The organism is Micromonospora sp. NPDC048063 (assembly GCF_043202855.1).
Classification (GTDB): domain Bacteria; phylum Actinomycetota; class Actinomycetes; order Mycobacteriales; family Micromonosporaceae; genus Micromonospora.
The window spans coordinates 167,027-185,010 of record NZ_JBIDBG010000008.1 but is presented as its reverse complement, the minus strand read 5'-3'; the positions used below and the strand labels follow the sequence as shown (position 1 = coordinate 185,010).

Genomic DNA, 17,984 nt, shown 5'->3' with positions numbered 1-17,984 from the left:
CCTGGTCTCTCAGTCACCAAGACACCGCGGAAGGCCGCGCGGTTTACCGGCTTCTGATGTCGACGATCGACGGGTGCCCGAGGGCTAGAGCCGCCAGGGGGGCGGCTCGGGCGGGAGGTAGCGGCAGGTGCCGCCGGTGGAGACGGTGTCGCGCAGGTGGGCGGCGAGCGCCGGGTGCCGGTCGTCGAGCTTGCGCAGCACGTCGCGAATGCGGGCGGTCACCGTCTTGCGGGCGCGTTCCGCCTCGTCGCCGAGGCGGCGGCTGCGGCCCGCCAGCCCGGCGGCGGCGCGCAGCTCGGCGAGCAGGGCCGCCCGCTCGGCGTCGAGGGCGGCCACCTTCGCCTCGTCGTCGCGCCCGGCGGCGCGGTCGATCTCGGCGTCCAGCCGCTCCAGATGGCGCCGGTAACGGGCCTTCGCCTCGTCGTCGAGGACCGGGTCGCCGCCCATCCGGCGGGCGGCGACGAGCTCCGGCCCGGCGGCCGGGTCGAGCAGCTCGACCGCCGGCACGTCGACACCGGGCCGGGCCAGCAGCAGGTGCAGGTCGTGCAGGCCCTTGGCGTCGGGCAGGTGCACGACCGTGCCGGCGTAGGCGAGCTGCCAGACCGGGCCGTCGCGGCGGAATTCGTACGCCTCGACCGGCGGCTGCCCGACGACGGGCCCGGCGGACGGAGCCCGCCCCTGCGGCCCGGGGACCGCCGGCACGGACGCGACAGCCGGCACGGGCGCGCCGACCCGGTGCTGCCGTCCATCCGCGACGGCCGGGTGCTGCCGTGCCGCCGGGAGGTCCACCGGCCCGAGCGCACTGGCCGACCGGGCGGCCACCTGGTGCATGCCGAGCGCGGCGGCGTCCCGGGCGGCGGCGGCGCGCAGCGCGGTGGCGGCGGCCGCGTCGCCGGGGCGGTCGCGCCCGGTCAGCGCGTCCGCCAGCGCGGCGCGGGCCAGCACCGACCAGGGCCGGGCCCCCATCCGGTCGGCGGCGTCGCGGGCCGCGGCGAGCCCGGCCACCGCGTCGTCCCAGCGTTGTTCCGCCGCGTCGACGGCGGCGAGCCAGTGGTCGACCGGGCCGCTGACGTCGCAGCCGAACAACGCCGTCATCCACTGCCCACGGTGCGGCCGCAGCGCCTCCCGGGCCTCGGCGCAGCGCCCGGGGTCGCGGGTGGCGGCGGCGACCTGGGCGCGCAGCCGCAGCCACAGCGGCGCCACCATCCGGCTGTACGTCGTGCCGTCGGCCTCGATCCCGGCGGTCAGCCGCAGCGCCGTCGCGCCGTCGCCGCGCTCGGCCGCGGTGATGGCCCGAACGACCTGTAGGTAGGGGTGGTCGCCGGGGTCCAGCCCGTCGAGCAGGGCGTCGGCCTCGTCGTGCCGGCCCTGGAGCAGCAGCCACGACCAGCGCACGTGGTGGCCCATGAAGGCGGACTCGGAGTGGTCCCACTCGGACAGCTCGTCCAGCTCGGCGAGCAACTCGCCGGCGCGGGTGAAGTCGCCCCGGAACCCGGCGATGATGCCGTCGTCGATGGTCGCGCCGATCCGGTGCCGGGCGTCGCCCTCGCGGGCTCCGGTGACGAACGTGGTGAGTTCGTCGTGGTATCGCGGATCGCCGAGTTCCAGCAGCGCCACCCAGCGCAGCGAGGTCGCCCAGAGCTGGGTCTCCCGGTCGCCGGTCCGGCGTGCCACCTCGCGGATCTCGGCGGTGATCGCGGCCCGGTCGGCGGCCGTGCCGAGGCCCCAGGTGGTGTCGTGCCGGGCCCACAGGCTGAAGGTGAGTGCCTCGTCGTCCCGGCCGCGCCGGGCGAGCGACTCGGTGGCGGTGATCAGGTCGGTGACGAGTGTGCCGGCCGCGAGGGTGGCCGCCGGCTCGCCGATCAGCCGCCGGTACGCCTCCCGCAGCAGACCGTCCGCGTCGACGGTGGGCGCGGAACCGGACTGGTGGCGGTGGCGGTGGACGGTGAGGGCGACGCGGGCCAGCACCACCGGGTCGTCGACCGTCAGCGCCAGCGTGGCGGCCTCGGCGACGAGGTGTCGGGCCTCGACGCTGTCGCCGCAGTGGTGCAGCAGCTGGCCCAGCTCGACCATGATCTTCACCCGCCGGGTCGGGTCGTCGGCGACCTCCAGCGCCCGGCGGAAGTGGACGATCGACTCGTCCACGGCCAGCCGGCCGCTCGCGTCCCGGGCGGCGGCCACCAGCAGCTCGGTCGCGCGGGCCGGTTCGAGCGCGTCGCCGGCGAGGTGGGCGTGGCGTGCCAGGTCGGCCGGGATCAGCCGCTCGGCGAGCGCCGCCGACCCGTCGACGGCCCGCACGACGGCGGCGTGCCGGGCCCGCCGGTCGTCCTCGGTGAGCCCGTCGTAGAGGGTCTCCCGGACCAGGTCGTGGGCGAAGGCGAAGCGACCGCCGTTGCGGGCCAGCACGAGCCGGGCGGTCACCGCGCGGTCGAGGAGGCGGTCGACCTGCGCCGCCGGGGCGCCGGCGGTGGCGGCGAGGACCTGGCGGTGGAACTCGCGGCCCAGCACGGCGGCGACGGTGAGCAGGTCGGCCACCGGCGCGGGCAGTTGGGCGAGCCGGCGCCGCACCGCCTCCCGTACGCCGGGCGCGATCGTGCTCACCTGGCCGTCGGCGCGCCACAGCCGGGCGGTCTGCTCCACGAAGAACGGGTTGCCGCCGGTGCGCCGGTACACCTCGTCGACGAGGTCGGCATCCGGCTCGCGGCCGGCCGTGCGGGCCATCAGCGCGCCCACCTCGTCGCGGGACAGGCCGGTGAGGGTGATGCTGGTCGCCTTCGCCACCAGCGGCATCAGCAGCGGGCGCAGCGGGTGGTCGGCGGCCTCCACCTCGGCGTCACGGTAGGTGCCGACCAGCAGCAGCCGTTCGAACCAGGTGTGCTGGGCGGCGAACTGGAGCAGCCGCATCGAGGCCGGGTCGGCCCAGTGCAGGTCGTCGAGGACGACCACGACCGGCCGGCGCTGGGAGACCGCGACCAGCGCGGTGGTCACCGCGTCGTAGAGGTCGAACTCCTCCCGGTCGCCCTGGTCGTCCCCGCTGCCGTCGGCCGGCCCGCCGATCGCCTCGCGGATCGTCTCGCGGATGGCCCGGTCGGCCGCCGCGCCGGTCGTCTCGCCGAGCAGGGCGGCCAGGCCCGGCTCGGCGGCCTCCCGCGCCACCGCCCAGTCGTCGGGCGAGCGGCGCAGCCCGCGCAGCACCTGCACCCACGGCCAGTAGCCGGGCGCGCTGTCGGAATCCCAGCAGGCGGCACCGACCACCAGGGCGCCGTGCTGGCGGGCCTCCCTCGCGGCGGCGGTGACCAGGGTCGTCTTGCCGATGCCGGGCTCGCCGGCGACCAGGACGAGGCCGCCGTGGCTGGCGGCCGCCCGGTCGACCTCGGCGCGCAGCAGGCCCGCGGGGTGCTCCCGCCCGATGACGACCTCGCCGAACCGCGGCTCCATGACGCCCCGACCGTAGCGGAACCGTCGGACATCCCGCCGCCACCGACCCGGCAAGCGGATCGTCTGGCGGCGGGCTTCGTCGGCCCGCGCCCGGTCAGCGGGCGTCGGTACCACGTGGGAGCAGCCGGCGCAGGCCACCCGACCCCGCTCGGCGTACCAGCGGCAGGCCCTCCGGCGGGTCCGGCGTGGCGTTTCCGCCGCGTGATGGAGGGAACTCGCCGTGCCGCCCGCTTTGTCGTGCGGTCGTGCCGACCTGCGTCGAGAGCGGCGAACGGAGGGAGACGCCATGTTCGAGACATTCGCCCAGGAGGACTTGAAGATCGACTGGGCGCAGATGCCCACCTACAACACGATCATGGCGCTCGCCGCGGGCGTCGGCCTGCTGCTGGTCGTGGCCCTCGGTTGGCAGATGATGAAGGACAGACCGCTCGCCACCGAAGGGTGGGCGATCGCCTTCGCGATCCTGGGTACGATCCTCACCGTCACGGGCCTGCACATGACGCTGACCTGGCCGCTGGCACCCGGGGGTTTCGCCTTCGACAACATCATCTTCGGCGAGCCGTCCCTGGGCTTCGGGGTGCTGATGCTCGGCGCGGCAATCATCCTGTGGCGGCGGGGTGAGATCTTCGCCGAGGCGTCGCTGGAGAACGGCGGCATCCGGACGGAGCAGGCGCGGCGACTGCTGTGGCCGATCTCGATCTTCGTGTTCGCGCTCGGCCTGGCCTGTTTCGGCATCGCGGCAGCCGGCTGGACGTACACGCTCTTCGCGGCGCCGCCGCAGGAGCCGATCTCCGGGGAGTTCGCGGAGTACCCGGAGGTCGAGGCCGCCTTCATCTCCGGCCTGTACGTCCTGGTGGGGATCGGCTCGGTTCTCGCCCCGTTCGCCCTGCTGAAGCTGAACCGCGTGCTGCTGGGCATCATCGGCGTGGTGTGGGCGATCGCCGGCGCCATCTTCACTCTCTTCGGGGCGTTGAACTACTTCACCCACATCGGGCTGATCGTCAACACGATGTGAGACCACACCGTCATCACGACGCGGCGGACGACGACCCCGGCGGCGACGTCGCCCACGGCGGCGGTCAGCGGGCGTCGGTGACCACGTGGGAGCAGGCTGCGCAGGCCGCGCGGCCCTGCTCGGCGTACCACCGGCAGGTCCGTCGGATCGCGCAGCGCGGCAGGTCGGCCTCGGCCGGGCCGGCGGTGTCGCTGTACGAGGCGGCGACCCGTTCGCCGAGACCGCAGTGCTCGCCGGTCCAGAAGCCGCACTTCGCGGTGACGCATGGGCCGGCGAGCCGGTAGCGGGACTCGACCGGCGTGTCCGCGTCGGCCTGGGCGAGGGCGACCTCGGCCGGGAGCGGCGGCGTGACGTAGGCGACCCGGCCCGCCGGAGTGATCATGCCGAGGAACACCGTGGCGTTGGCCGCGGGAGTGCTCGGGCACATCCGCTCCGGCGGGTCCGGCCGGTGGACGGGGTCCGTCACCTCTGCATCCAGAAGCCGAGGTCGTTGATCTTCTGGCCGAGCTCCTCGGCGAACGGGCCGTCGATCAGCCACAGCCCGTACCACTCGGGCCGGAGCTTGATGTTGGCGTGCCCGACGGCGAGCGGGTTGGTCAGCTTGCTGCCGGCCACGGACAGCGCGTTGAGGCCCGCCTTCTGGATCTCGCCAGCGATGAGGCTCTGCTGTTCGGTGGTCAGCTCGACGCCGTCGACGACGAACCGGAATTCGCTTCGTGCCATGTCCTTACCTCCACAGATCAGTACGATTCGGTCCGCAGCCCGTGCCGCAGACTCGCCCTGGTGAATGCCGCCCAGCCGGAGCGGGAGGCGGGGTCGGCCGCGAGCCCGGCCCGGCTCGCGTGTGCCCGCCAGCTGGTCGCGTCGGCGGCGCGCAGCCCCCACAGCTCCCGGCAGGCGGTGACGGCGAACGCGACCTGCTCGGCCGAGCCGGTCCAGCCGGCGGGGCCGTCGGTCACCCGTAACGCGCCGCCGGCCTCGACGCGGACCGACGGGAAGTGGTGGTGCAGGCTGGCGAGGGTGGCCAGGTGGGCGGCGTCCACCCGCCGGGCGGCGAAGGCGTCCCGCGTCTCGTCGTCGCGGCTGATCCGGATCGTGCACAGCGTGAACGCGTCGCCGTCCGCGCTCACCGTGCCCTCGACCTCCACCGGCGTGCTCCAGCTCCGGGGCGAATTGGCCGACCAGAAGGCCAGCCAGGCGTCGAGGCGTTCGTGGAAGTCGGCCTGGAAGCGGGCCGGCCCGCCGGCCAGCCGTGCCGTGGCGACCCGGTCCCGGGCCACGAGGGGTTGGGTGGGTCGCGCCGGGGATGCGCCCCCGGCGGGTGGTGCGGCGTGCGCGGCGCTCGCCCCGATGACGGTGACCGCCGAGGCCGCGGCGGCGCCGAGCAGGATCCGCCGCCGGGACGGTGAGGTGATGGGATGTGTCATGGCCCGCCTTTCATGGACGGCCTTTGCCCGTCACGCTATCGACCGACATTGATCAGATGAATCGCCGCTCTATCGGTAGGCCGACATGAATTCCGGTGATCGACGGCGGCGTGGATACGGGTCTTGTGCTGCCGGTCGGCTTTGTGTCCGGACCGAGTCGGATGCCCGCTTCTCGCTCCCTGTCGAGCTGCCCCGTCGGTGGGACCACCGACCCCGCCGCCGAACGCCCCGCGCCCCCGCCGCGCCACCCCGACCGCCCGCCGCCCCGTCGCCAGCCGACAGCGTGGCAAGGACTAGCCACCGGTGGACCGGGTACGCGCGGCGCATGGGTAGTCACAAGGACAACAAGCATGATCCCGGCGGCGAGTCGGCGCGCGGCCGGCAACATCCCGGCAGCGGCGCGCGCGGCCACCAGGGCTCGTCCACCGAGCACTCGCCGAAGGCCCGCCACCTGCGCACCGCCAGCGGATCGGCCGGCACGGAACGCGATCAGGGCCGGGCCAAGGTCGAGGGCGCCGAGCGGATCCAGCGACAGGGCACGCGCTGAGGCCCGGCGATGGATGTGGGGAGGTGATGGCGCGTGGGCAAGTTCCTGTTGAAGTCGACCTACACGGTCGACGGAATCAAGGGGCTCACCGCCGACGGCGGCAGCAAACGCGTCGAGGTCGTCCGGAAGATGGTCGAGGGCGCGGGCGGGCGGATGGAGTCGATGTACTTCGGGTTCGGGGCGGACGACACCTACGTGGTGTGCGATCTGCCCGACCACAAGACCGCCGCCGCGCTGGCCATCGACATCCGCGCGGCCGGCGGGGTGGACACTCGTGTCACCCCGATCCTGACCGCCGAAGAGATCGACGAGGCGACGCGCGAGCGAATCGAATACCAGCCCCCGGGCCGCTGACCGAGGTGGACCCGCCGGCTCCTATGACGATGCGGGTGCGCCGGCGGCTCGCCGTTCGACGGCGTCCAGCGCCGGCGCCATGACGGCGAAGGCCCGGTCGGTCAGGTCGGCGGGGTCTTCGGTGCCGTCGTTGTCGCTCCAGCGTTGCAGCACGGTGTCGAACGCGCTCAGCGCCATGCCGGCGGCGAGCTGCGGGTACAGGTCGGTGCCCGGGTCGAGCCCCAGGCGGCTCTCCAGCACCGCCGTCAGGTCGTCGCGCCACTGCGCCTGGCGTTCCAGGAAGCGTGCGAGCAGCGCGGGAGTACGCAGGATCAGCTGGACCACGCGCAGCGCCCTGTCCGGGTGGTCGGCGCACGCGGCGATCGGCACCCAGACGGCGTGCCGCAGCGCGACGGACGGTCGCTCGTCAGCGGGACGGGCCGCCAGCTCCGCGCCGATGTCGGAGCCCATCCCGGTCAGGAACTGGACGACGACATCCTCCTTCGACGCGAAGTAGCGGAAGAAGGTGCGCCGGGACACGCCGGCGGTCGCCGCGATCTCGTCGATGGTGACCACGTCGAACCCCTTCAGCGCCAGTAGCTGAAGCGCCGCTTCGGTCAGCTCGTCCGCGACGAGCTGGCGCTTGCGCTGCGCCATGGTCACTTCCGGGTGTTTGCTCACCCGCCAATGATAGGCGATGACACTGGCGGCACCCTGACTCTCTATTGACACTGAGTGCCACATGCGGCGATGCTGTGCCGCATGATGCGGAATCGCTGGACCGCCGAGCGGATGCCGGACCAGACCGGCCGGATTTTCGTCGTCACCGGAGCCAACAGCGGCCTCGGCCTGGCCACCACCCGGGCGCTCGCCCGCCGGGGCGGACACGTCATCCTCGCGGTACGCGACGAGGAGAAGGGCCGCCGGGCGGTCACGCAGATCGCCGCCGAGCACCCCGACGCGAGCCTCGACGTACGCCGCCTCGACCTGGTCGACCTCGACTCGGTCCGCGCCTTCGCCGACCAGCTGCGCGCCGACCATCCGCGCCTGGACGTGCTCGTCAACAACGCCGGCGTGATGGCGCCACCCCGGTCGCTGAGCGCACAGGGCCACGAGCTGCAGTTCGCCTGCAACCACCTCGGCCACTTCGCGCTCACCGGGTTGCTGCTCGACCTGCTGACCGCGGGGCACGACCCGCGCGTGGTCACGGTGAGTTCGATCAACCACCGGCAGGGGCGGCTCCGGTTCGACGACCTCACCGGCGAGCACGGCTACTCGCCCATGGCCTTCTACAACCAGTCCAAGCTCGCCAACGCCGTCTTCGGGTGGGAACTGCACCACAGGCTGACCGCCGCGGGCAGCCCGGTCCGCAGCGTGCTCGCCCACCCGGGCTACACCGCCACCAACCTCCAGACGAGCGCGCCGGTCGGCCCGTGGCGGGTCGTGCTCGGCCGCCTCGGCAACCCGTTGTTGGCCCAGGCCCCGGCCGTGGGCGCGTTGCCACAGTTGTACGCGGCGACCGACCCGACCGTGCGGGGCGGCCAGTTCATCGGGCCGGACGGCCTTGCCGAACTGCGCGGCGGACCGACGCAGGTGCGGTTGTCCCCCGCGGCGACCGACGCCGAGACCGGCCGCCGCCTGTGGGACCTGTCCGAACAGGCGACCGGCGTCCGGTTCAACCTCCCCACCACCGCCTAGCGCCGGACCCACCGCCCCGCAGCCATCCCCGCCCAGCGTCCCGACCCGATCGCCGACACGGCCGGCGGGTGCGCCCCTCGTCGGGCGGGTCCGCCGGCCGGCGACCGGGTTGGCGCGGACGGGTCATTCCGGTCGCGGGACCGGGCCGCGGGCATTCAGCAGCTCGGCGAGGCCGGCCATGGCGGCCTGGAAGTCGGCGCGGTCGCTCGGGTGGTACCGCCGGAAGAACCAGTCGGGCACCCGGGCCTGCACCTGCCTGGTCTGGAAGATGAGGTCCTGGACCTGCCGGGCGAGGACCAGCGACTCGCGGCTCGCCGTGGCGGTGTCGCCGCGGGGGACGGCCGTGACGATGTGACGCTGCATGGTGGACAGCGCGCGGTCGCGCTCGGCCGCGATGTCCCGTTGCCCGCGGTAGATCTCCAGACCGAGGAACAGGGCGCCCAGCGACGGGACGAACCACCGCGCCAGCAGATCGGAGACCGTCAGCCCGGTCACCGCCGCGAACACGACGCCGGCAGCCGTCCACGCGCCGACGCCGGCAAGCACGGCGTACGCGTAGCGGCGGCGCAGCCGGGCGCCCCAGCCGAGGTTCTGCTGCTGACAGGCCAGCACGTCGTACGGGTGGGGCAGGGGCGGGATCTCGTAGTAGTCGCGGAGGTACTTCTCGTCGCCCCGGAAGGCCCGCTCCAACCGGCTCACCTCCTCCGCGCCGAGCTCGTCGCCCGCGGCCACGGCGTTCCAGGGCAGACCGAAGAGGCGTACGTCGAACATCTCCTGAAGGACGGCGGCGCGCCGGATCTGGCCGCGCGACCAGGAGGCGAGACCGACCGCGTTCACCAGCGCCCAGAGCGCGCCCACCGCGGTGACGGCGGCGCCCGACACGCCGGTGAAGGCCACCACCGCCCCCGCCACCCCGAGGGCGACCGAGAGCCCCATCCGCAGGTTGTCGAGCCGCTGGGCGCGGGCGTGGCAGACCGACATCGCCCGCAGGAGGGCCATCATCTCGGGCTGGATCTGGCGCTTGAGCAGGGAATCGTTGCTCTCCGTCATCGCGGCCTCCCAGTCGGGTGACCGATTCTATATCCAGCGGTCTAGATGTGACCGACCGTGCGGGATGCGAGGCTGAAGGCGATCTAGCGGTTACCTTTGGGTAAGTACATGGCGGAGCGCCGAGTGTCGCCCCGTTCGCCCGAAAGTTGAGGTAACTTTGCCTCCGCGCTCACCAGCGCATTGCCCTTCGGACGATCCACCCCGCTCGTCCCACCCCCTCTTTCACTCCTCGTGGAAGGTCCAACGACGGACATGGGCGATGGTCTCGACGACCTCGGAAGCTACGCGCCGGATACGACAGTCGCGGCTGGGCTGCGGGACTGGGCCAGCCACCTGGGCGGCACCGTGCACCGCCCCCGCCGGCCCCGCCACGCCCGCGGATACACGCCAGCGCTGCTGTTCACGATCATCCTGAAGCTGCCCGGCGGCCCGGGGCGCTTCACCGGACGGAAGCTACTGGTCAAGGTGCTGCCGGCCGCCGGCGCCGCCCGGCGGGAACCCGGGCGGCACGAACGCGCGGTGAGGTCCTCCCCCGGCTTCGCCCAGCGTCACCTCGTTCGCCAGCCCTATCCCCCGCACCCACTGGCCGACGGGCGCTACCTGATGTTCCAGGAGGTCGCCAACGGCGCGGACGACATGGTGACGCTGCACGACCTCGACGACGAGGAGATCGTCCCCGTCATCCGCACCGTGTGCGACCGCGTCCTCAACGACTGGAACAGCGGTGGGCAGCAGACCGCGGACGCCAGGGTCGCCGAGTACGTCCAGCGGGAACTCGCCGCCCTCGACGCGCTGGACGGCATCCACGACGCGATCCGTGACCTCGACCTCCCCGGCCCGGAGACGCGCTGGCTGACGCTCAACGACGGCGAGCTGGTGCTGCCCCATCCACTCCAGACGCTCGAGACCGGCTCGCCGTTCGGCACCGCCGAGATGGACTACCTGTACGGCAACGCCCACGGGGACCTGCACGGTGGCAACATCCTCGTGCCGAGGGACGCGGAGGAACGGCTCGCACCCGGCGCCTTCCGCCTCGTGGACCTCGACACGTTCGAGGACGCCGCGCCGCTGACCCGGGACCCGGTCACCCTGGTGCTGACCACGGTGCTGCGGCACGTCGCGGACCTGCCATCCGACCAGGCGGAGGCCCTGACCCGCCACCTCGTCTTCCCGACCACCCGGCGTCCGCTACGGCTGCCCCCGATGCTCGCCGAGTTGGTGCAGGCCGGGCACGAGGTGGGCGACGCGTTCGCCCGGACGGACAACTGGGTCTCCGAGTGGCGCGCCCAGTATCTGCTCTCCCTGTTGTGCCAGGCGCTGACGTGCTGCACCTACGACGACGTCCCACCGGCGGCCCGGCGGTGGTGTTTCATGCTGGCGGCGTGGGCGTTGGAGGCGCACCGGCGCGAGTTCCGTCCGCTCATCGAGCCGCCCCTGGCACGTACCCCGTCGACGACGGCCGACCGGAACGAGCCGGCGCCGATCCTGGCGCTGGACAACGGCCACCGGTCCCGCTACGAGCCGCCGGGACCACGCCCGGGCCAGCCCAACAGCCGCGGCCCAGTGGCCCGTACGCAGGTGGACGTGGCGTGGCCGCCGCCGCACGCGACGCTCTCCGGGGCGCCGCCGACCGGGGACGGGCCGGTCGGCTGGCACGGCGCCGGCCCCGCCCCGGTGCCCCGACTCGGTACGGACCCGGCCCTGCCGCTGCGGCCCGACGGCGGCGGCAACCGGCCGGCGTTCCACTCCCGACCGGTCGGCGACAACGCGTCCGCGCCGCGTACGCGCCCGCCCTCCACCGGACCCCGGCTGTTCCGCAGCAGGCCGGCGCCGCGCCACCTCGTCACGCCCGCCGGTCGGCGGGTGCCCCGTACCCGCCCCGCCCCGCGCGGGGAGCGCGTCCCGGCCGCCCCGGCGCGCCCGGCCGTCCGGGTGCCGGCGCGGGTCGGCGTCCTGCTCGGGGTGGCGGTCGCGCTCGGCGTGGTCCTCGTACCGACCCTCACCGCGAACCCACCGTCGGTCTTCGGCCGCCGGGAGTCGCCCCACCCACCGCCGCCGGAGGACCCCCCGACGTCGCCCGCCGGGACGGCGAACGCCGGCGCTCGGCGGCCGTTGAACGACCTCGCACAGTCGGTCGCGGGGCTGGTGGAGCCGCCCGGCGAAGGGCCGTACACCTTCGTCTGCCTGCGGGCCTGGTCGCCGAAGGACCTGGCGCCCGGCACCGACGACCCGCGCACCTACCGCGACGAGCAGTTGTGGTGGAACTCCCGCCTGGCCGGCCGCCGGATCGTCACCCCGGTCATCGACGGGCGGCGGTCGACGGACCCGTCGGTGGTGCGCTACGGCGAGGGCGACCTGACCGAGGTGCCCCCGCGACCGTCGGCCGACCCGGCCGACCTGCGCGAGCAGTTCGCGCAGCAGTTGGGCGCCCTGCCCCCGGAGCAGCGCGACGCCGCCGGCACGCTCCAGGTGGTCGCGAGGCTGAACCGCTACCACCAGCTCGGCGCGGCGGAGCGGTCGGCGCTGCTGCACCACCTCGCCGACACGCCGGGCATCGAGGCACGGGGCGCCTACCCGGACCGCGCCGGCCGGCCGGGCCTGGCGTTCAGCGCCGACGACCGGCACGGCCGCCGGGAGACGCTGCTGTTCGACCCCGGGAGCGGCGAGCTGCTCAGCCACGAGACGACCCGGGTGGCCGACGACGCCGTCCTGGGCCATCAGCTCTTCCTGAGGCGCGGTCGCACCGACACGGTCTCCGGCCCGAGCTGCCGCTGAGCCCGGCGGCACGTGGCGGGGGTACGTCAGCCGCAGCGGCGCTCGACGTAGTTGGCCCAGTTCCGGTAGGGGTACGCGTCGCTGCGGACGCGGTTCGCCGCGCCGATGTCGAACAGGCGGGTGCCGTAGTAGTAGAACGAGACGGACCCGCTGCCGAGGTTGTAGTGGGCCGACTCGACGCGGTACTGCCACTGCCAGGTGAAGAGACTCTGCCGGCCGCAGTCGGAGAGGCGGCCCCGGGGGTAGCCGTAGTTGGGCCATTCGTAGAAGCAGAACCAGCCCAGGGGGCAGTCGGCCATGCCATACGTTCCCACCGGGGCGCGGAGGGTGACGACGAGCGCGCCCCCGCCGTAGCTGATCTCGTTGTCGTTGATCGGGGTGCCGCCGGGATGGGCGGACAGGTATCGCCGCAGTTCCTCGCGGGCGGCGGCCCGGTCGCGTACGGCAGCCCACGCCGGTGCCGGCGTCGTCACCACCAACAGGACGCAGGCGAGCACCGCCGCGAGTGCGGCGCGGAAACAGAGTGCACTGACCATTCGACACCTCGCGATGTGGGGCGCGCAGGAGACGAGCGAAGGGCCGCCGGTCAGGTGGGCCGGCAGGCCGCAGGTCGGGCTGTGGCGGCGGGTGGCGCCATGGTCAGGATAGGAAGCGCTAGGCGATGATCACCATCAATGTTTTGACAGAGATTGCGCACCATGTTGACAACGGCCATTTTGAAAGTTATCGCCCGTCGGCACCTTGCGGCCCGCACGTTCCCTCCCGTATCCGGGGCTCCGGGCCGGCCTCGGATCGTCTGGTCCTCGTCACCGGGCGGCGCGGCTCCCCGACCCGCTGCGGGCGCCCGCCAGGGTCGCCACGCCGGCCAGGAGCGTCAGGATCGTCTGGTTCGCCTCCCAGCCGTCCGGGAACTTCACCGGCACGTCGAGGTGCACGATCTCGGTGGACGGATGGGCGTCCAGCAGTTCGCCGATCCCGGCGCGCGCCACGACGATGCACGCGTGCCGGTGCCGGGACGTCAGCACGCAGAGCCGCCCCGACTCCAGGTGGAACGCCGTCGCGTCCCGCCGCCCCGACAGCGGGTGCAGCACGATCGTCACGTCGTACTCCCGGCCCTGGAGGCGGTTGGCGGTGTCGACGGTGATGCCGGCTCCGGCCTCGCCGAGGTGCGCGCGGATGGCCGCGACCTGGTCGCGGTGGGCGGCCCCGACGGCGATCCGGTCCGCCGTGACCGGCGCGCCGGTCGGCGCGTGCTCGGAGACGGCGACCGCGCCGCGCCGCAACACGCGCAGCGCCAGCGCCGCACAGGCCGAGGCGGCCTCCGCATCGGTACGCAGCGTGTGCCGGGCCGGCAACTCGTGCAGCGCCCAGCCGGTGGACGCCGCCAGGTCCACCACCCCGTCCAGCGCGTCCCCCGGCCCCGCCTCGGTGAAGGACAGGGCCCGGTCGGGCGCGGACGTGCCGGCGCGGAACCCGGTGAACGGGTAGAACGCCGCCGCCACCACCGGGGCCGCCGAGGCGGGCAGCCGCCACGACACCGGCAGCCGATGCACCGGCAGCTCCGGGTTGTGCCGCAGCAGCACCGCCACCGCCGACTGCATCGGATCCCAGGTCAGCCCCGTCCAGCGCGCCGTCTCCACCGTCGAGAACGGGTCGAGCTGACCGGGATCGCCGACGAACAGCGCCCGCTCGAACCTGCCGGCCACGCGCAGCAGGGCGTCCGAGCGCATCTGGTACGCCTCGTCCACGATCGCCCACGGCCAGGAGCCCTCCGCGACCGTGGCCCACTTGGCGGCCGTACCGATGATGACGGCCGGGCCGCCGAGGTCGGCGACCTTCGCGGCGACCCGGACCGTCTCGTGGCCCCGCACCCGCTCGGACGGCTTGTAGTCGGCGGCGGAGAGGCGGCCGATGCGCAGCTCGGGTGCCTTGCGGGCCAGACGGTCGATGAGGTCGTCGACCTGCTCGTTGGTCTGCGCGACGATGATCAGCGGCTCGCCGGCGGCGGCCAGCTCGACGGCCGCGCGCACCACCAGGGTCGACTTGCCGGCCCCGGGCGGGGAATCCACCACGACGCCCCGGTGCTCGCCGGAGCGCAGGTCGGCCAGCACGGCCGTGATGACCCGCTCCGCCTCGACCGCGGGCGGCATCTCCAACCCGGCACGCATCGTCTGCACCTCCCCCAACGAGGTCTACGGGACCTTACGCCAGACGACCGACGGCGGGCGAGGACCGGGGTTGAGGGGGCCGGCGCGGGAATGCCGGAACCGGGCACTGGCCTGCCGCGACGGCACTAGCGTTGGCGTGGAGTGGAGGGCCGGCACCGCCGTCCGTAGCCGACCATGTCGATCATGGGGGGTGTCCATGCACGGGCCGAAACGTGGTCCGGTCTGGGCGGCCCAGCTGTGGTTGCGCCAGCGGCGGCGTCGGTGGCGCACCCGACGGGAACGCCAGGCGGAACGGCACCGCCGCCGGCGTACGGACGAACGCGGCGACCACCGGATGAGCTGGCGGCACCACCGCGGGCTGCGGTGGGCGATCATCGCCATCGCCGGGGTGTTCCTGGCGTGGACCGCCCTCTCCCTGGTCCTGATGATCCTCGACACCGAGCCCGGCTTCCTCCGGGTGTCGGCGTGGTGCGCGGGCGAACCGCCGAGGTCGTACTACTGCGGCCAGGTGGAGGGCTTCGTCAAGCCCCCCATGGTCGCGGCGCTGGGCCTGGCGCTCTTCCTCTTCTGGCGGTACGTGCCGGTCCGGCGCTGGTACCGGCGCAACGTCCTGCGCAACAGCCGCATGCTGCTGCCCACCGCCGAACGGGACCTCGACCCGAGCAACGTCGTCGGCCGTGACGAGCTGTGCGAACTGATGATGCAGCGGCTCCGCGACGAGACGACCCGGCGCCCGCTGCTGCTGGTGGGCGGCATCGGCACCGGCAAGACGGCCACCCTGGCGCGCCTCGCGGAGATGCTGATGGCCACCGACGTCGTGCCGATCGGGATCGACCTGCGGACGGTGACCGATCCGGAGAAGCTGAACTTCCACCAGCTCGCCCTCGAACAGTTCCAGCGCACCATCGACACCCGCCTCCACGCCGCCGGCGAGGCGGACCGGATGTGGCGGCGGCTCTGGCTGGACAACCGCATCGTGGTGCTCGCCGACGGCCTGGAGGAGGTCCTCGCCGACGCCGCCCAGCCCGCCGACCGGGACAGCGTGCTCCGGGAGGCCGTCCGGGGCGCGGTCCGCGAGCGCCTCCCCCTGGTGGTCGCGTCGCGGCCCGACGATCCGCTGCGCGGCCTGGACGCGCTGCTGCTGCAACTGGAACCGCTCTCCCAGGGTGCCGCCCTCGAGTACGTGCGGGCCCACAGCCGCCGCTCGGACGCCGGACACCGGTGGGACCGCATCACCGGGCTGGTCAAGGCCGCCGACGTCGCCGACTCACCGTTCTACCTGCGGGTCATCGGGCAGCTCCACGAGGTCGACCGCCTCGACCGGGTCGAGCCGGCGGGCCCGGGCAGGTCGGCGCTGCGCTGGAGCCTGCTGGAGGAGTGGTGTGACGCCACCGTCGCCGGCGACCTGTACGAGGACTACGGCATGCCGCAGACGGAACGCTCCGACGCGATCGAGGTGCTCTCCGCCCTCGCCTGCATCGGGTTGCGCAACAACCGGCTGTCGGTGCGTACGACGGAACTCACCGGCGGCGACGCCGCGACCGACGCCGGCCGGCGGTGGATCCTGACCGAGCTGAGAGCCCGGCTGCACAAGCTCAGCGCCGACAACCCGCAGGACATCGGGCTCGCCGAGACCACCGGGGACGCGCTGAACATCGTGGTGAAGCGGCAGGACGGGGTGCGTTTCCAGCACGGGGTGATCCAGGCATACCTCGGCTCGCGCTTCCTCACCGCCGCCATGCGCGACGACGGCTTCCTCGCGCATGCCTTCACCCGCAACCACGGCCCGGGGCGGGAACTGCTGTCCGCCCTCACCCTGCACACCCGCAGCGCGGGCGCGTTCGAACGACTGGACGGGCGGCGCAGCAACCACTTCCGGCGAGCCGACCTGACCCGTCTCGCCGACACCGCCAGGCGGACCGTCGGCCTGCCCACCAGCGGCCGGGACGAAAAGGCCACCCGGCACCGGTCGATCGCGCTCGTGCGCCGGCTCCGCGACGAGGCCGCCGCGACGCGCAACCGCACCCGGGCGCTGGAGATGTTCGCGGTCGCCCTGGAGATGGACGCCGCCACCGGGCACCCCGCGCACCGGCAACTGGCCGACGCCATCCGCCACGCCTGGCCCCGCTACCAGGGGGACGGGTCCGTCACCGACCGCCCCCTCGAAGACGCCAAGATCGCCCTCGTGCACCGGTACGGCGACGCCGCCCGGCAACTCGCGGACCGGCCACCCGAGCCCACCGGACTCCGGTCGCGGCAGCCCACGCCGCAGTACCGGCAGCTGTTCCAGATGATGGCCGACGAAACGTCCTACCTCCCCCGGCTCGCCGCGGCCCGCGAGATCGCCAGCGGCGGCAACGCGGCCGTCCGCGCGCTGCGCGACCTGCTCCACGAGCCGCCGCAGGCGGCCGACCCCACGGGCCGGGAGCGCCTGGAGGAGCTGCGGACCTGGATCGCGCCGTCGCTGTTCCTCTACGCCGACGGCGCGCACGCCCCCGGCGAACCCCACTGGCAGCACGTCGCCCGGGAGGCCCTGCGCCGCTGGGTGCACCGCCTGGCCACCGACGCCTCCGACGGGGCCCGCGTCTACGAGCTCACCCTCGCCCAGGGGTTCCGGCTCGCCGCCAACTGCCGCACGTACCCGGCGCACCGCAGCCTGCTCATCGAGGAGGCCGAGAAGGCGCTGCGGCACTCCCGGTTCTGGTACTCCCACCTGGTGCTCATCCAGGCGCTCACCCTGCTGGCCCTGCCCCGCGACCCCGGCGAGACACTGCACGAACGGGGCCACGGCTCGGACCCGCGCGGGCTGGTCGCCTTCTGGACCTCGATCGCGGGCGGCGGGCACCGCGCCCCGCAGCCCGGCAGCGGCACGGCCCACCCGCTCGTCCTCGAGGTCGCGGACCTCTGCGTCGAGGCGCTCATCGACCGCCACCCCGAGCGCCACTGCTGGGTGGACGAGCGGGAGATCGTCGGCCGGGTGGGGGCGGTCAGCCCACAGCCGGGCATCCGCCGACTCCAGGACTCCTGGCTGCCGCCGTCGCACGGCTGGGCCGTCCTGGAACCGCGGGCCCAACGGCTGCTGGCCGACGTGATGCTGCTGCTCAACCTCGCCGACCGGGGCCGGGACAACGACGAGCGGGCGCGCCGGCTCAGCCGGGCCAGCCGCGCCGACCTGCCCCCGTGCCTCACCATCGACCGCACCGCCATGCGGGTCACCCTCAGCCGCCGCCAGGCCCACGACGTCCAGCCGGGCTCCACCTGCATCGACGACTGCCCGTTCCGGCTGTGCCCGCTGCCGCCGAAGGGCGACGAGCTGCCGTACCAGATGGACGAGGCGTTCTGCGCCCACCAGATCGACCTCGTCGGGCGCTGGTTCCGCTCGCCGGGGCGGGCGGACTGGCAGGCGGTCAACCGGGACGACCTGCGGACCTTCTGGCACGAGATGTCCGAGCGGATGGCCCCCGCCTGGCGGAAGTGACCAGACGCGCGGCAGGCGCGGGTGGCAATGAACGCCGAGGCGTCATGAGCCGCTT

At 74.0% G+C, this 17,984-nt stretch carries 14 protein-coding genes; 6 read left to right on the top strand and 8 right to left on the bottom strand.

Annotated features, from left to right (window positions below; translation table 11 throughout):
* Positions 1-84: 84 nt before the first annotated feature.
* On the bottom strand, positions 85-3,438 hold the full coding sequence (locus ACGFZ2_RS20965) for an ATP-binding protein (protein ID WP_393455965.1): 3,354 nt from the start codon (positions 3,436-3,438) through the stop codon (positions 85-87).
* 286 nt (positions 3,439-3,724) lie between these two features.
* On the opposite strand from ACGFZ2_RS20965, the gene ACGFZ2_RS20960 reads away from it, so the two are divergent.
* Positions 3,725-4,453, top strand: coding sequence for a DUF981 domain-containing protein (locus tag ACGFZ2_RS20960; RefSeq protein ID WP_393259010.1), 729 nt, complete (start codon positions 3,725-3,727; stop codon positions 4,451-4,453).
* A 64-nt stretch (positions 4,454-4,517) separates the two neighbouring features.
* Here the strand turns inward: ACGFZ2_RS20960 and ACGFZ2_RS20955 are convergent, their stop codons facing one another.
* The 3 genes from ACGFZ2_RS20955 to ACGFZ2_RS20945 are packed head-to-tail and all read right to left on the bottom strand — an operon-like array spanning position 4,518 to position 5,880.
* A complete protein-coding gene (locus ACGFZ2_RS20955; RefSeq protein ID WP_393455962.1) occupies positions 4,518-4,919 on the bottom strand; it encodes a hypothetical protein in 402 nt (133 codons plus the stop codon).
* Entirely contained in the window at positions 4,916-5,176 is a 261-nt protein-coding gene (locus tag ACGFZ2_RS20950) for a hypothetical protein (protein ID WP_091097231.1), read from the bottom strand. Before ACGFZ2_RS20950 ends, ACGFZ2_RS20955 begins: the two co-directional genes overlap by 4 nt.
* A 17-nt stretch (positions 5,177-5,193) precedes the next feature.
* Positions 5,194-5,880, bottom strand: coding sequence for a hypothetical protein (locus tag ACGFZ2_RS20945; RefSeq protein WP_393455959.1), 687 nt, complete (start codon positions 5,878-5,880; stop codon positions 5,194-5,196).
* Positions 5,881-6,205: 325 nt separating this feature from the next.
* On the opposite strand from ACGFZ2_RS20945, the gene ACGFZ2_RS20940 reads away from it, so the two are divergent.
* Positions 6,206-6,427, top strand: a complete 222-nt coding sequence (locus tag ACGFZ2_RS20940) for a hypothetical protein (protein WP_393259006.1) — start codon at positions 6,206-6,208, stop codon at positions 6,425-6,427.
* A gap of 33 nt (positions 6,428-6,460) precedes the next feature.
* Positions 6,461-6,781: a GYD domain-containing protein gene (locus ACGFZ2_RS20935; RefSeq protein WP_393455956.1), complete on the top strand. Its 321-nt coding sequence runs from the start codon at positions 6,461-6,463 to the stop codon at positions 6,779-6,781.
* 21 nt (positions 6,782-6,802) lie between these two features.
* Here ACGFZ2_RS20935 and ACGFZ2_RS20930 read toward each other — a convergent pair whose 3' ends face one another.
* Entirely contained in the window at positions 6,803-7,441 is a 639-nt protein-coding gene (locus ACGFZ2_RS20930; protein ID WP_393455953.1) for a TetR family transcriptional regulator, read from the bottom strand.
* Between the two features lie 81 nt (positions 7,442-7,522).
* Here ACGFZ2_RS20930 and ACGFZ2_RS20925 point away from each other — a divergent pair, with 81 nt between their 5' ends.
* Positions 7,523-8,458, top strand: coding sequence for an oxidoreductase (locus ACGFZ2_RS20925; RefSeq protein ID WP_393455950.1), 936 nt, complete (start codon positions 7,523-7,525; stop codon positions 8,456-8,458).
* Positions 8,459-8,581: 123 nt separating this feature from the next.
* Here ACGFZ2_RS20925 and ACGFZ2_RS20920 read toward each other — a convergent pair whose 3' ends face one another.
* Entirely contained in the window at positions 8,582-9,508 is a 927-nt protein-coding gene (locus tag ACGFZ2_RS20920; protein WP_393455947.1) for an S-4TM family putative pore-forming effector, read from the bottom strand.
* Between the two features lie 252 nt (positions 9,509-9,760).
* On the opposite strand from ACGFZ2_RS20920, the gene ACGFZ2_RS20915 reads away from it, so the two are divergent.
* The gene (locus tag ACGFZ2_RS20915) at positions 9,761-12,283 is read left to right on the top strand and encodes a hypothetical protein (RefSeq protein ID WP_393455945.1); all 2,523 of its coding nucleotides are present in this window, start codon (positions 9,761-9,763) and stop codon (positions 12,281-12,283) included.
* 26 nt (positions 12,284-12,309) lie between these two features.
* Here the strand turns inward: ACGFZ2_RS20915 and ACGFZ2_RS20910 are convergent, their stop codons facing one another.
* Positions 12,310-12,819: a peptidase inhibitor family I36 protein gene (locus tag ACGFZ2_RS20910; RefSeq protein ID WP_393455942.1), complete on the bottom strand. Its 510-nt coding sequence runs from the start codon at positions 12,817-12,819 to the stop codon at positions 12,310-12,312.
* Between the two features lie 270 nt (positions 12,820-13,089).
* Positions 13,090-14,451, bottom strand: a complete 1,362-nt coding sequence (locus tag ACGFZ2_RS20905) for an AAA domain-containing protein (RefSeq protein WP_393258999.1) — start codon at positions 14,449-14,451, stop codon at positions 13,090-13,092.
* Between the two features lie 196 nt (positions 14,452-14,647).
* Here ACGFZ2_RS20905 and ACGFZ2_RS20900 point away from each other — a divergent pair, with 196 nt between their 5' ends.
* On the top strand, positions 14,648-17,929 hold the full coding sequence (locus tag ACGFZ2_RS20900) for an NACHT domain-containing protein (protein WP_393455939.1): 3,282 nt from the start codon (positions 14,648-14,650) through the stop codon (positions 17,927-17,929).
* The last annotated feature ends 55 nt before the right edge of the window (positions 17,930-17,984 follow it).